14 protein-coding genes are annotated in these 14,427 nt (G+C 40.1%); 10 read left to right on the top strand and 4 right to left on the bottom strand.

The genetic code is table 11. The features are described from left to right. Positions 1–28 precede the first annotated feature (28 nt). From WKI23_RS01110 to WKI23_RS01080, 7 genes are all read left to right on the top strand, one after another. Entirely contained in the window at positions 29–628 is a 600-nt protein-coding gene (locus WKI23_RS01110) for a DUF6088 family protein (RefSeq protein WP_368078653.1), read from the top strand. Between the two features lie 233 nt (positions 629–861). Then, positions 862–2,253: a peptidoglycan-N-acetylglucosamine deacetylase PgdA gene (pgdA, locus tag WKI23_RS01105; protein WP_368078652.1), complete on the top strand. Its 1,392-nt coding sequence runs from the start codon at positions 862–864 to the stop codon at positions 2,251–2,253. A 113-nt stretch (positions 2,254–2,366) separates the two neighbouring features. Then, entirely contained in the window at positions 2,367–3,209 is an 843-nt protein-coding gene (locus WKI23_RS01100; protein WP_368078651.1) for an aldo/keto reductase, read from the top strand. Between the two features lie 272 nt (positions 3,210–3,481). Then, entirely contained in the window at positions 3,482–4,243 is a 762-nt protein-coding gene (locus WKI23_RS01095; RefSeq protein WP_368078650.1) for an elongation factor Tu, read from the top strand. A 367-nt stretch (positions 4,244–4,610) separates the two neighbouring features. Then, positions 4,611–5,528 carry a glycine--tRNA ligase subunit alpha gene (gene glyQ, locus WKI23_RS01090; RefSeq protein ID WP_000038733.1) on the top strand — a complete coding sequence of 306 codons (918 nt, stop codon included), beginning with the start codon at positions 4,611–4,613 and terminating at the stop codon, positions 5,526–5,528. A 211-nt stretch (positions 5,529–5,739) separates the two neighbouring features. Continuing rightward, positions 5,740–7,776 (top strand): glycine--tRNA ligase subunit beta, encoded by a 2,037-nt coding sequence (glyS, locus tag WKI23_RS01085; RefSeq protein ID WP_368078649.1) that lies wholly within the window; start codon positions 5,740–5,742, stop codon positions 7,774–7,776. 42 nt (positions 7,777–7,818) lie between these two features. Further along, entirely contained in the window at positions 7,819–8,076 is a 258-nt protein-coding gene (locus WKI23_RS01080; protein ID WP_050261374.1) for a DUF896 family protein, read from the top strand. 220 nt (positions 8,077–8,296) lie between these two features. Here WKI23_RS01080 and WKI23_RS01075 read toward each other — a convergent pair whose 3' ends face one another. From WKI23_RS01075 to WKI23_RS01060, 4 genes are read right to left on the bottom strand one after another with little or no spacing between them, the layout of a single operon-like run. Beyond that, positions 8,297–9,535, bottom strand: coding sequence for an NAD(P)H-dependent oxidoreductase (locus WKI23_RS01075; RefSeq protein ID WP_368078648.1), 1,239 nt, complete (start codon positions 9,533–9,535; stop codon positions 8,297–8,299). 18 nt (positions 9,536–9,553) lie between these two features. Beyond that, positions 9,554–10,159: an NADPH-dependent FMN reductase gene (locus WKI23_RS01070; protein WP_033677008.1), complete on the bottom strand. Its 606-nt coding sequence runs from the start codon at positions 10,157–10,159 to the stop codon at positions 9,554–9,556. A gap of 59 nt (positions 10,160–10,218) precedes the next feature. Beyond that, a complete protein-coding gene (locus tag WKI23_RS01065) occupies positions 10,219–11,142 on the bottom strand; it encodes an FAD:protein FMN transferase (protein WP_368078647.1) in 924 nt (307 codons plus the stop codon). Then, positions 11,112–11,294: a hypothetical protein gene (locus WKI23_RS01060; protein ID WP_078137239.1), complete on the bottom strand. Its 183-nt coding sequence runs from the start codon at positions 11,292–11,294 to the stop codon at positions 11,112–11,114. The genes WKI23_RS01065 and WKI23_RS01060 overlap by 31 nt, the downstream gene beginning before the upstream one ends. A 143-nt stretch (positions 11,295–11,437) precedes the next feature. On the opposite strand from WKI23_RS01060, the gene nox reads away from it, so the two are divergent. The 3 genes from nox to pdxT all read left to right on the top strand — a co-directional run bounded on the left by nox (position 11,438) and on the right by pdxT (position 14,427). Then, positions 11,438–12,817, top strand: coding sequence for a H2O-forming NADH oxidase (gene nox / locus WKI23_RS01055; protein ID WP_368078646.1), 1,380 nt, complete (start codon positions 11,438–11,440; stop codon positions 12,815–12,817). A 152-nt stretch (positions 12,818–12,969) separates the two neighbouring features. Further along, on the top strand, positions 12,970–13,845 hold the full coding sequence (gene pdxS / locus WKI23_RS01050) for a pyridoxal 5'-phosphate synthase lyase subunit PdxS (RefSeq protein WP_000138517.1): 876 nt from the start codon (positions 12,970–12,972) through the stop codon (positions 13,843–13,845). Next, positions 13,846–14,427 carry a pyridoxal 5'-phosphate synthase glutaminase subunit PdxT gene (gene pdxT / locus WKI23_RS01045; protein ID WP_368078645.1) on the top strand — a complete coding sequence of 194 codons (582 nt, stop codon included), beginning with the start codon at positions 13,846–13,848 and terminating at the stop codon, positions 14,425–14,427. It begins immediately after the preceding gene.

Below are 14,427 nucleotides of genomic sequence, written 5' to 3'. Positions count from 1 at the left end.
CATATTCGGTGCAAAGGAGGCGTGATAGATGAACTATAAGCAGGAAATAGTAAATAGGATAGAAAATTTTGAATCGAATCAAGTTTTTATCGCAAATGATTTCTTTGATATTGCAGGATATGAAACTGTTCGTAGTACATTAAATCGTCTTGTAAAAGACAAAGAGATTACTCGCATTTTGAAAGGTATTTATTATAAACCAAAATATATAGAACTGATTGGAGAGTATGCAATGGCGTCTGTGGATGAAGTTGCTGATGCTATTGCTAGAAAATATAATTGGACCATTGCTCCATCAGGAAACACAGCCCTGAATTTACTTGGTTTATCTACGCAGGTACCAGCAAAATGGACCTATATATCAGATGGAAGATATGCCAGTTTTAATGTTGGTAAGGCAAGGATAGAATTTAAGCATAGAAATAATGGAGATATTTCAAATATGTCAACCTTAACTGCAATGGTGATACAATCTGTCAAGGCAATGGGGAAAGAGAACATTACTTCTCAGCAGATTGACTACTTACGGAAAAAATTATCTGAAGAAGAAAAGTCAATATTACTAGCTGAAGGTAAAACTACAAGTGTCTGGGTATATAGTATTATCAAGAAAATATCAGAGGTGTAGAGATGTTTGAGGATAAATCGATTTGGAACATCAAATCAATTTATAAGAATGTTTTTCGAAGTCGAGGTGTCTATTCTAGCTTCAATCTACTGGAAATTTCATAGATAGAAAACTGCATAATCTCTACAGATAGGGCTGATGGAGTTGATGTGAGATGGTTTGGCTTACTAGGTAATTATGGATTGCCAAACTGTATCATTGAAATTCTTCCTCAAATTTGTTATGATATAAATATGACTAAAAGTAGACTGGGACGTGGCAGACACGGGAAAAAGAGACATGTATTATTGGCTTTGATTGGTATTTTAGCAATTTCTATTTGTTTATTAGGCGGATTTATTGCTTTTAAAATGTATCAGCAAAAAAGTTTTGAGCAAAAGATTGAATCGCTCAAAAAAGAAAAAGACGATCAATTGAGTGAGGGAAATCAGAAGGAGCATTTTCGTAAGGGGCAAACCGAAGTGATTGCTTATTATCCTCTCCAAGGCTCGGAAGTGATTTCCTCTGTTAGGGAGCTGATAAATCAAGATGTTGAGGACAAGCTAGAAAGTAAGGACAATCTTGTTTTCTACTATACAGAGCAAGAAGAGTCAGGTTTAAAGGGAGTCGTTAATCGTAATGTGACCAAACAAATCTATGATTTAGTTGATTTTAAGGTTGAAGAGACAGAAAAGACCAGTCTAGGAAAGGTTCACTTAACAGAAGATGGGCAACCTTTTACACTTGACCAACTGTTTTCAGATGCTAGTAAGGTCAAGGAACAGCTGATAAAAGAATTGACCTCCATCCTAGAGGATAAAAAATTGGATCAAGACCAGAGTAACCAGATTGTAAAAAACTTCTCTGACCAAGACTTGTCTGCATGGAATTTTGATTACAAGGATAGTCAGATTATCCTTTATCCGAGTCCTGCGGTTGAAAATTTAGAAGAGATAGCCTTGCCAGTATCTGCTTTCTTTGATGTTATCCAATCTTCGTACTTACTTGAAAAAGACGCAGCATTGTACCAGTCTTACTTTGATAAGAAACATCAAAAAGTTGTCGCTCTAACCTTTGATGATGGTCCAAATCCAGCAACGACTCCGCAGGCATTAGAGACCCTAGCTAAATATGGTGTTAAAGCTACTTTCTTCGTGCTTGGGAAAAATGTTTCTGGGAATGAGGACTTGGTGAAGAGGATAAAATCTGAAGGTCATGTTGTTGGAAACCATAGTTGGAGCCATCCGATTCTCTCGCAACTTTCTCTTGATGAAGCTAAAAAGCAGATTACTGATACTGAGGATGTGCTAACTAAAGTGCTGGGTTCTAGTTCCAAACTCATGCGTCCGCCTTATGGAGCTATTACAGATGATATTCGCAATAGCCTCGATTTGAGCTTTATTATGTGGGATGTGGATAGTCTGGATTGGAAGAGTAAAAATGAAGCAGCTATTTTGACGGAAATTCAGCATCAAGTAGCTAACGGCTCTATCGTTTTGATGCATGATATTCACAGTCCGACAGTCAATGCCTTGCCAAGGGTCATTGAGTATTTGAAAAATCAAGGTTATACCTTTGTGACTATACCAGAGATGCTCAATACTCGCCTAAAAGCTCATGAGCTGTATTATAGTCGTGATGAATAAGCAAGAAAAAATAGGTCTGTCAGATATTTGATAGACTTATTTTTTACAAAAGATAGTACTACTTAAAAAATGTTTTATGCTATAAATGATAAATAAAATAGAAGGAGAAGCATATGAATACCTATAAATTAAATAATGGAGTAAAAATTCCAGTTCTAGGATTTGGAACTTTTAAGGCTAAGGATGGAGAAGAAGCCTATCGTGCAGTGTTAGAGGCTTTGAAGGCTGGTTATCGCCATATCGATACGGCGGCGATTTATCAGAATGAAGAGAGTGTTGGTCAAGCAATCAAAGATAGCGGAGTTCCACGAGAGGAATTGTTCGTAACTACCAAGCTTTGGAATAGCCAACAAACCTATAAGCAAGCTCGGCAAGCTTTTGAAGAGTCTTTAGAGAAGCTAGGCTTGGACTATTTGGATTTGTATTTGATTCATTGGCCAAATCCAAAACCGCTCAGAGAAAATGACGCATGGAAAATTCGAAATGCGGAAGTTTGGAGAGCGATGGAAGACCTCTATCAAGAAGGTAAAATCCGTGCTATTGGGGTTAGTAATTTCCTTCCTCATCATTTGGAGGCCTTGCTTGAAACAGCAACTATCCTTCCTGCGGTCAATCAGGTTCGTTTGGCGCCAGGTGTGTATCAAGAACAAGTCGTAAATTACTGTCGAGAAAAAGGAATTTTATTGGAAGCTTGGGGACCTTTTGGTCAGGGAGAACTGTTTGATAGCAAGGAAGCCCAAGAAATCGCAGCAAATCACGGAAAATCGGTTGCCCAGATAGCCTTGGCATGGAGCTTGGCAGAAGGATTTCTACCACTTCCAAAATCTGTCACAGCCTCTCGTATTCAGGCTAATCTTGATTGCTTTGGAATTGAATTGAGCCATGAGGAACATGAAACCTTAAAAACGATTGCTGTTCAATCTGGTGCTCCACGAGTTGATGATGTGGATTTTTAGAAAATCATAAAAAGAATTGTACATTATTCTAATTTTTGATATAATAGTCAACAGGAAAGAAAGTCTTATGGCGTTCTTCAAGCGAGCTTGGGATAGTGGGAGCCAAGTAGGGCAAAATAATGAGCTGGCGCTTTCTGTCGTATTTTAAAAAACAATGAAGTAATAAATTAGGGTGGAACCGCGTTTCTGACGCCCCTAGGTTAAATCAACCTAGGATTGTCAGATGTGGTTCTTTTGCTTATTCAGTCTATTGTGTGAAAGAAAGGAGAGACGTGGAAAACCTTTATCTTGTAAAAGACGATAGTCAACTAGCTGCATTTCGTGATTTTGTAGTAAGAAATACTGAAAAGTTGAAAGATTATCAATCTTTTTTAAAGAATGAACTTGCAGTCTGTGATTTACCGCAAGCCGTTATTTGGTCAAGTTTTAATGCTGCTACACAGATTATTAGGGAAAGCGCTGTTCCAGCCTATACAAATAATAGACGAATGGTTATGACGCCTGATTTAGCTGTTTGGAAAGAGTTGTATTTGTATCAGTTGCTGAACTACGAGTGTTCTCAGCAAACTCAAGCAATAGAAAGTCACTATCATTCTTTATCTGAAAATTTCCTCTTACAGATTGTAGGACATGAGTTAGCTCATTGGTCGGAGCATTTTTTAGATGATTTTGATGGTTACGACTCTTATATCTGGTTCGAAGAGGGGATGGTTGAATATATTAGTCGCAAGTATTTCTTAACAGAAGAGGAATTTCAAGCGGAAAAAATTTGTAATCAATCTCTCGTAGAACTTTTTCAGAAGAAGTATGGTTGGCATTCATTGAATGATTTTGGTTCTTCGACTTATGGTAAGAACTATGCAAGTATTTTTTACGAATACTGGCGTAGTTTTTTGACAATAGATAAGTTGGTAGAAAATCTAGGTAGTGTACAAGCGGTCTTCGATTCTTATCATCTATGGGCAAATACAGATAAAACTCTTCCCTTGTTAGATTGGTTTGTTCAGCAGAAATTAATTGAAAAAGAAATATAAAAACTAAAGGAGTAAACAATGTCTAAGAAATTGACTTTCCACTGAGTCAATGGCAGAAACCTCCTTACAGTCGGACTGCCCCACGCTCAGCACTAGAGTGCCTGAGCTAGACGCAGTACTAACTCGTCTTGCCTCGTATGATCGACGAGGCAGACTCGTGTCGCAAGTAATTTATATAAAAAGGAGTAAACAATGTCTAAGAAATTGACTTTCCACTGCGTCAGTGGCAGAAACCTCCTTCAGTCGGACTGCCCCACGCTCAGCACTAGAGTGCCTGAGCTAGACGCAGTACTAACTCGTCTTGCCTCGTATAATCGACGAGGCAGACTCGTGTCGCAAGAAATCATTTTTTATTAAGGAGTAAACAATGTCTAAGAAATTAACATTTCAAGAAATTATTTTGACTTTGCAACAATTTTGGAATGACCAAGGTTGTATGCTTATGCAGGCTTATGATAATGAAAAAGGTGCGGGAACCATGAGTCCTTACACTTTCCTTCGTGCTATTGGACCTGAGCCATGGAATGCAGCGTATGTAGAGCCATCACGTCGTCCTGCTGACGGTCGTTACGGAGAAAATCCTAACCGTCTTTACCAACACCACCAATTCCAGGTTGTCATGAAGCCATCTCCATCAAACATCCAAGAACTTTACCTTGAGTCTTTGGAAAAATTGGGAATCAATCCTTTGGAACACGATATTCGTTTCGTTGAGGACAACTGGGAAAACCCATCTACTGGATCTGCAGGTCTCGGTTGGGAAGTTTGGCTTGACGGAATGGAAATCACTCAGTTTACTTATTTCCAACAAGTCGGTGGATTGGCAACTGGCCCTGTGACTGCGGAAGTTACCTATGGTTTGGAACGCTTGGCTTCTTACATCCAAGAAGTAGATTCTGTCTATGATATCGAATGGGCTGATGGTGTAAAATACGGAGAAATCTTCATCCAGCCTGAGTACGAACACTCAAAATATTCATTTGAAATTTCAGATCAAGAAATGTTGCTTGAAAACTTTGATAAGTTTGAAAAAGAAGCTGGTCGTGCCTTGGAAGAAGGATTGGTGCACCCTGCCTATGACTATGTTCTCAAATGTTCACATACCTTTAACCTGCTTGATGCGCGTGGTGCCGTATCTGTAACAGAGCGCGCAGGCTATATTGCACGTATCCGTAACCTAGCCCGTGTCGTAGCCAAAACCTTTGTCGCAGAGCGCAAACGCCTAGGTTACCCACTTTTAGATGAAGCAACACGAGCTAAACTCTTAGCAGAAGACGCAGAATAAAGAGAGTGACAAATTACGAAAATGGGCGAACAGAGTGAGCCCTGAGCCAGTTGCCGCAGTGATGAAGGTATCCTTAGTGAAACTAAGGATACTAGGCAAAATTGGAGACTTTTGGCTCCAATTTTAGCAATGAAACAACGAAGTTGGTTGCTTGCGTGCCAATCACATAAGGCAAACTGGAAAATAAAAAGATATTTTTCGGAGAAAAAACATGACAAAAAACTTATTAGTAGAACTCGGTCTTGAAGAATTACCAGCCTATGTTGTCACACCAAGTGAAAAACAACTAGGCGAAAAAATGGCAGCCTTCCTCAAGGAAAACCGCCTGTCTTTTGAAGCTATTCAGACCTTCTCAACACCACGTCGTTTGGCTGTTCGTGTGACTGGTCTTGCAGACAAACAGTCTGATTTGACAGAAGATTTCAAGGGGCCAGCAAAGAAAATTGCTTTGGATAGTGATGGGAACTTCACCAAAGCAGCTCAAGGATTTGTCCGTGGAAAAGGGTTGACGGTTGAAGATATCGAATTCCGTGAAATCAAGGGTGAAGAATATGTCTATGTCACCAAGGAAGAAGTTGGTCAAGCAGTGGAAGACATTGTTCCAGGTGTAGTAGACGTCTTGAAGTCACTGACATTCCCTGTCAGCATGCACTGGGCTAACAACACCTTTGAATACATTCGTCCTGTTCACACTTTAACAGTTCTTTTAGATGAAGAAGAGTTTGATTTGGATTTCCTTGATATTAAGGGAGGTCGTGTGAGTCGTGGTCATCGTTTCTTGGGACAAGAAACTAAGATTCAGTCAGCATTGAGCTATGAAGAAGATCTTCGTGCACAATTTGTAATAGCAGATCCACGTGAACGTGAGCAAATGATTGTTGACCAAATCAAGGCAATCGAAGCTGAACATGGTGTACGCATCGAGATTGATGCTGATTTGCTTAATGAAGTCTTGAACTTGGTTGAATACCCAACTGCCTTTATGGGAAGTTTTGATGCCAAATACCTTGAAGTTCCAGAAGAAGTTTTGGTGACTTCAATGAAAGAACACCAACGTTACTTTGTTGTTCGCGATCAAGATGGCAAACTCTTGCCAAACTTCATTTCAGTCCGTAACGGAAACGCAGAGCATTTGGAAAATGTCATTAAAGGAAATGAAAAAGTCTTGGTAGCTCGTTTGGAAGACGGAGAATTCTTCTGGCGTGAAGACCAAAAATTGGTTATTTCAGACCTTGTTGAAAAATTAAACAATGTAACCTTCCATGAGAAAATTGGTTCTCTTCGTGAACACATGATTCGTACGGGTCAGATTGCTATTCTCTTGGCAGAAAAAGCAGGCTTGTCAGCGGATGAAACGATTGATCTAGCCCGTGCAGCAGCCATTTACAAGTTTGACTTGTTGACAGGTATGGTTGGTGAATTTGACGAACTCCAAGGAATTATGGGTGAAAAATATGCCCTTCTTGCTGGTGAAACTCCAGCGGTGGCAGCTGCTATTCGTGAACACTACATGCCTACATCAGCTGAAGGAGAACTTCCAAAGAGCAAGGTTGGCGCAGTTCTAGCCATTGCAGACAAATTGGATACGATTTTGAGCTTCTTCTCAGTAGGCTTGATTCCATCAGGGTCTAATGACCCTTATGCCCTTCGTCGTGCAACTCAAGGCGTTGTTCGTATCTTGGATGCCTTTGGTTGGCACATTGCTATGGATGAGCTGATTGATAGCCTTTATGCTTTGAAATTTGATAGCTTGACTTATGAAAATAAGACAGAGGTTATGGACTTTATCAAGGCTCGTGTTAATAAGATGATGGGTTCTACTCCAAAAGACATCAAGGAAGCCGTTCTTGCAGGATCAAACTTTGTTGTGGCAGAGATGCTGGAAGCAGCAAGTGCTCTTGTAGAAGCAAGCAAGGAAGAATACTTCAAACCATCTGTCGAATCACTTTCTCGTGCCTTTAACTTGGCTGAGAAGGCAGAAGGAGTTGCTACAGTTGATTCAGCTCTCTTTGAAAATGAAGAAGAGAAAGCCTTGGCAGAAGCAGTAGAATCACTTGTTTTGTCAGGGACTGCCAGTCAGCAATTGAAACAACTCTTTGCTCTTAGCCCTGTCATCAATGCCTTCTTTGAGAATACTATGGTTATGGCCGAAGATCAGACTGTTCGACAAAATCGTTTGGCAATCTTGTCGCAATTAACCAAGAAAGCAGCTAAACTTGCACGTTTTAACCAAATCAATACCAAATAAAATCTGTTAAACGGATTAAATCTTATCATAAAGGAGAGAAACATGGATCCTAAAAAAATTGATCGTATCAACGAGCTTGCCAAAAAGAAAAAAACAGAAGGCTTGACCCCAGAAGAAAAAGTGGAACAAGCCAAACTACGTGAGGAGTACATCGAAGGTTATCGTCGCACGGTTCGTCACCATATTGAAGGGATCAAAATTGTGGACGAAGAAGGGAACGATGTTACACCAGAAAAACTACGCCAAGCCCAACGTGAAAAAGGCTTACATGGCCGTAGTCTCGATGATCCAAATTCATAAGCACTATTCTTTCTTTTAATAAAGATAGATAAAATAATACTCAAAAGACTAGCAGTTTGTGTCTGCTAGTCTTTTTAACTAAAAAAGGAACCAAAATGGTTCCTAATACTCTTCGAAAATCAAATTCAAACCACGTCAACGTCGCCTTGCCGTACTCAAGTACAGCCTGCGGCTAGTTTCCTAGTTTGCTCTTTGATTTTCATTGAGTATAAAACTATCATTAGTAACTTGCACCGGCTGTAGCGTCTGCGCCACCACCGTGGCCTCCAGCATCACCTGCATCAGAAGCTCCAGATGTAGCATCTGCGCCACCGTGGCCTCCAGCAGGAGCTGCAGTATTTCCACCAACTAGACGTTGACCAGTTGTATTGAGGTACCAGTCAAGCCATGGTTGGAAATTAAAGATGATTTCATTGATTCCAGCATATGAACCATCTGGATAGTACATTGCTTGGTAATTGTGGGTATTAATAACGCCTTCTGGTGTTCCTGGGACAATTGTACGGACATATTCTTGATCCCCGTTACGCAATACGCCGACAACCCATTCAACATTTTTCATTCTAGAATCTGGCAATGAACCGTGTACAGTTCCTAAACGGTTTCCTGATTGAGCACGTACACGTTTACCAAACATTGTATTTGGATCTTGGTGTGCGTTATTAAAGTACAAGAATTGGTTATTATCATCTGCAAATGTCAACTCAAATGGCATTGCTTTCAAGAACATGTCAATTTGGTTAACTGTCAAGATACCATGGTCTAATTTAACGTAAGTATCTCCAGAAACAGCTCCAACAAGTTCAGCTGCTTTTTCTACCCATTCAGGATCATCAGGGTCAACACCTTGAATGGTAGTTGCAATTGAATTTGTACAATATAAATCTTCTGGTTCAATTGGTTTTGGTTTTTTCAATTTTGAAACGACTCCCACATATTTTACAAAGTTGTCCAAGCATGTTTCAAGGAAATTAATAGTTCCTTCGTTCGTGATATTGCCTTCTGCGTCAAATGCTTCTTTGGCTTTACCAAGAAGGAATTCGTTACCTGGAAGCGTATAGGCATTAACACCTGGAGCGTCAAGAATCTTACGAAGGTGAACTTGGGCACGAGAAGTACCTTGGTCGTAGTAAGAAGCTCCCACAATCATGACTGGTTTGTTTTCAAATGGATGAACTTCGTATGAAAGCCATTCAAGAACAGATTTTAGAGAAGCTGAGATTGTGTGGTTGTGCTCAGGAGTAGCGATGATAACACCATCAGCACGAGTAATTCTGTTATACAAGAGACGCAATTGGAAGCTTTCGTCCCATTTTTCGTCTTGGTTAAACATTGGAACTTCGTCAATTTCAAGAACTTCTAATTCAAATTTGAGTTTGAAGTGGCGACGGATGAATTCCAAGAGTTTACGGTTATATGATTGATCGTAGTTTGATCCTACAAGTCCAACAAATTTCATTCTTTATGGTCTCCTATCTTACAAATTTTCCCAGTCAAAGTCTTCAGCATCTTTGCGAAGTAGTGCTTGTGCATTGCGCAATTTTTCTGTAATTTTTACAAAGATACGGAAGTCGTCAAAAGTGGCATCCAGTTTTTTAATAACATCAAGGTCAACCAAGTCGCCACTTGGGTTAAAGGCTTGAAGAGAGTGTGAAAGCAAGAATTCATCTGGAAGGACACTTGCTTTGATTTCTGGAGCATTCAAGATTTGGCGAAGTTGCATTTGAGCACGTGATGAACCGAGTGTACCGTAAGAAGCACCTGTAATCATGATTGGTTTATTCAAGAGTGGGTAAATACCATAAGACAACCAAGCAAGAGCGCTCATCAAAACAGCTGGAATAGAGTGATCATATTCAGGAGTACCGATAATAACACCATCAGCCTCTTCAATTTTAGCAGCAATTTCTAAGATTTCAGCAGGTACTTGCTTGTCAGCTGGTTTGTTGAAGACAGGAATGTCTTTGATTTCAACAAGTTCAATTTCAGCTTTGTCAGCAAAGTGTTTTTGCATGTATTGAAGCAATTGACGGTTTGTAGAACGTTTTGAATTTGTTCCAACAATAGCAATAAGTTTTAACATGAGATTTCCTTTCTCTTTTTACATAATACAATTTTTAAACTCCATTGAAACAGTTGTCTCTATAGAGTAGGAATTCCTGAAGAACAACTTAGGTGACCTTCCTTATCGATGAGGATGACTTCGATGCCCTCCAAACTTTCTACTTGCCAAAGGATAGAAGCAGGTCTTTCTCCAAAGAGTCGAGTTGTCCAGATTTCACCATCAACTGATTTATCAGAGATGATTGTGAGACTAGCGAGTTCTGTTTCAACAGGATATCCTGTTTGACTGTCAAAAATGTGATGGTAATCTTGTCCATCGACGGTCAGGTGACGTTCATAAATGCCTGAAGTCACGACAGATTGATTGACAACAGGGATGGTCATTAAGTGATTCCCCCTCGGATTGGCTGGGTCTTGAATCCCGATTTGCCAAGGCTGATTTCCTCTTGCCTGATTTTTTCCAATGGTCAGGATATTCCCTCCCAGATTGATTAAGGCAGATGTCACTCCCTCTTCTCTCAGAAATTGGGCAACCTTATCCGCACTATAACCCTTGGCTAAACAACCAAGATCGATCTTCATTCCTTTCTGTTTCAAGAACACAGTGGAAGTAGAAGAGTCTAACTCGATATAATGAGGATTGATTAGAGGTAGCACCGCTTCAATTTCTTGAGGTTGGGCGACCTTGGCATCTGAAAAACCGATACGCCAGGTTTGAATCAAGGGACCAATGCTGATATTGAGATGGCTAGAGGGCGCTAGGCTATGCTCTAACCCAAGTGAAATCAGTTCAAACAGGTCTGGATGAACCGTGACAGGAGCTATTCCTGCTTGATAATTGATTTCCATCAACTCAGATTTCTGGCTATTAGCATTGAAGCGGTATTCTAGCTCTCTGAGTAAATCAAAGGATTTTTGGAGCAAGCTATCGGCTCGCTCATCCACTAATGAAATAGTGATAGTGGTTCCCATTAGCCGTTCAGAATGTGAACTAAGAGGCAAGCTACCAACTCCTTTCTCTTATAGAAAATAAGTTGTAATATCAAGCAATTATCCAAATTGAAGCCCTTACATTTTATTTTCATGTTATTAGAATACCATAAAGTTAGACTTTTCACAAATAAAATTTGGAAAAAGTCAAGAAATATGCTCATAAAATTCATGAGGCTTGAAAACAGGATAAATGGGGAATTATTTTTGATAAAAAATGCTGAAATAATAGTAAACCACTTGTAAACGCTAACAGTAAATGGTATACTAGTAGAGTAAATTTAAAATTGAAGGCAGGAAATTTTTTATGAGTAAAATCGTTGTAGTCGGTGCGAACCACGCTGGTACAGCATGTATCAATACCATGTTGGATAATTTTGGAAATGAGAACGAAATTGTTGTATTTGACCAAAACTCTAACATCTCTTTCCTAGGATGTGGAATGGCCCTTTGGATCGGTGAACAAATTGACGGTGCTGAAGGCTTGTTCTATTCTGATAAAGAAAAATTGGAAGCTAAAGGTGCTAAGGTTTATATGAATTCACCAGTTCTTTCAATCGACTATGATAACAAAGTAGTTACAGCGGAAGTTGAAGGAAAAGAGCACAAAGAATCATACGAAAAATTGATTTTCGCTACAGGTTCTACACCAATCTTGCCACCAATCGAAGGTGTTGAAATTGTTAAAGGGAACCGTGAATTCAAAGCGACTCTTGAAAATGTTCAATTTGTTAAGTTGTACCAAAACGCAGAAGAAGTCATCGAAAAACTTGCTGACAAGAGCAAACACCTAGATCGCATCGCTGTTGTTGGTGGTGGTTATATCGGTGTTGAACTTGCTGAAGCCTTCGAGCGTCTAGGAAAAGAAGTTGTCCTTGTTGATATCGTTGATACTGTCTTGAACGGTTACTATGACAAAGACTTCACACAAATGATGGCCAAGAACTTGGAAGACCACAATATCCGCTTGGCGCTAGGTCAAACAGTAAAAGCTATCCAAGGTGATGGAAAAGTAGAGCGCTTAGTAACAGACAAAGAAACATTTGATGTGGATATGGTTGTTCTTGCGGTTGGTTTCCGTCCAAACACAGCACTTGCTGATGGTAAGATTGAACTCTTCCGTAACGGTGCCTTCCTTGTAGACAAGAAACAAGAAACATCTATCCCAGGCGTTTACGCAGTAGGTGACTGTGCGACTGTTTATGACAATGCACGTAAAGACACTAGCTACATCGCTCTTGCTTCAAATGCTGTGCGTACTGGTATCGTTGGTGCCTACAACGCTTGTGGCCATGAATTGGAAGGAATCGGTGTGCAAGGATCAAACGGTATCTCAATCTACGGTCTTCACATGGTTTCAACTGGTTTGACTCTTGAAAAAGCAAAAGCTGCAGGTTACAATGCAACTGAAACAGGCTTTAACGATCTTCAAAAACCAGAATTCATGAAACATGACAACCATGAAGTAGCCATCAAGATTGTCTTTGACAAAGACAGCCGTGAAATTCTTGGTGCCCAAATGGTCTCACACGATTCTGCAATCAGCATGGGAATCCACATGTTCTCACTTGCTATCCAAGAGCATGTGACAATTGATAAATTGGCATTGACAGATCTATTCTTCTTGCCACACTTCAACAAACCATACAACTACATCACAATGGCTGCCCTTACAGCTGAAAAATAAAAATGAATGAGCTATCTGGCCTTAAGTTAAGGTCAGATAGTTTTTTTAGTCAATGTGTACCCATACAATTATCCATTTTTTATCTTGTGATTCCTTCTAATCTAACTTAAAATGAAATAGTAGCTACCAATACAAATGATGAGGATAAAGAAATGACTGAAAATCGTTATGAATTAAATAAAAACTTGGCACAGATGCTCAAGGGCGGTGTAATCATGGACGTTCAGAACCCTGAACAGGCCCGTATTGCAGAGGCTGCTGGTGCGGCAGCTGTTATGGCCTTGGAGCGGATTCCGGCTGATATTCGTGCAGCTGGTGGGGTTTCCCGTATGAGTGATCCAAAGATGATTAAGGAAATCCAAGAAGCGGTTAGTATTCCAGTAATGGCTAAGGTCAGAATCGGGCATTTTGTTGAAGCTCAGATTTTAGAGGCTATTGAAATTGACTATATCGATGAGAGTGAAGTTTTATCTCCAGCTGACGACCGTTTCCATGTGGACAAGAAAGAATTCCAAGTTCCTTTTGTCTGTGGAGCTAAGGACTTGGGTGAAGCCTTGCGTCGTATCGCTGAGGGTGCTTCTATGATTCGTACTAAAGGAGAACCGGGTACAGGAGATATTGTCCAAGCTGTTCGCCATATGCGTATGATGAATCAGGAAATTCGCCGCATTCAAAATTTACGTGAGGACGAACTTTATGTTGCTGCTAAGGACTTGCAAGTCCCTGTAGAATTGGTCCAATATGTTCATGAACATGGAAAATTGCCAGTTGTAAATTTTGCGGCTGGAGGTGTTGCAACGCCAGCTGATGCTGCGTTGATGATGCAATTAGGGGCAGAGGGTGTCTTTGTCGGTTCAGGTATTTTCAAGTCAGGAGATCCTGTTAAACGAGCGAGTGCTATTGTTAAGGCTGTGACTAACTTCCGTAATCCTCAAATCCTAGCTCAAATCTCTGAAGATTTAGGAGAAGCTATGGTTGGTATCAATGAAAATGAAATCCAAATTCTCATGGCAGAGCGAGGAAAATAGATGAAAATCGGAATATTGGCCTTGCAAGGTGCCTTTGCAGAACATGCAAAAGTGCTAGATCAATTAGGTGTCGAGAGTGTTGAAATAAGAAATCTAGATGATTTTCAGCAAGGTCAGAGTGACTTGTCAGGTTTGATTTTGCCTGGTGGGGAGTCTACAACCATGGGCAAGCTCTTACGAGACCAGGACATGCTGATTCCCATTCGAGAAGCCATTCTATCTGGTTTACCAGCCTTTGGAACCTGCGCGGGTTTAATTTTGCTGGCTAAGGAAATTACTTCTCAGGAAGAGAGTCATCTAGGAACTATGGATATGGTGGTCGAGCGCAATGCCTATGGGCGCCAATTAGGAAGTTTCTATACGGAAGCAGAATGTAAGGGAGTTGGTCAGATTCCAATGACCTTTATCCGTGGTCCAATTATCAGCAGTGTTGGAGAAGATGTAGAAATTCTAGCAAGAGTTGATAATCAAATCGTTGCAGCCCAAGAAAAAAATATGCTGGTAACTTCTTTTCATCCAGAATTGACTGATGATGTGCGCTTGCACCAGTACTTTATCGAAATGTGTAAAGAAAAAAGTTGA

Origin of the sequence: Streptococcus pseudopneumoniae (assembly GCF_038148955.1) — a bacterium.
GTDB classification, from domain to species: Bacteria; Bacillota; Bacilli; order Lactobacillales; family Streptococcaceae; genus Streptococcus; species Streptococcus pseudopneumoniae_T.
The sequence above is the reverse complement of the archived record's forward strand: the minus strand, read 5'-3'. Positions and strand labels throughout refer to the sequence as shown.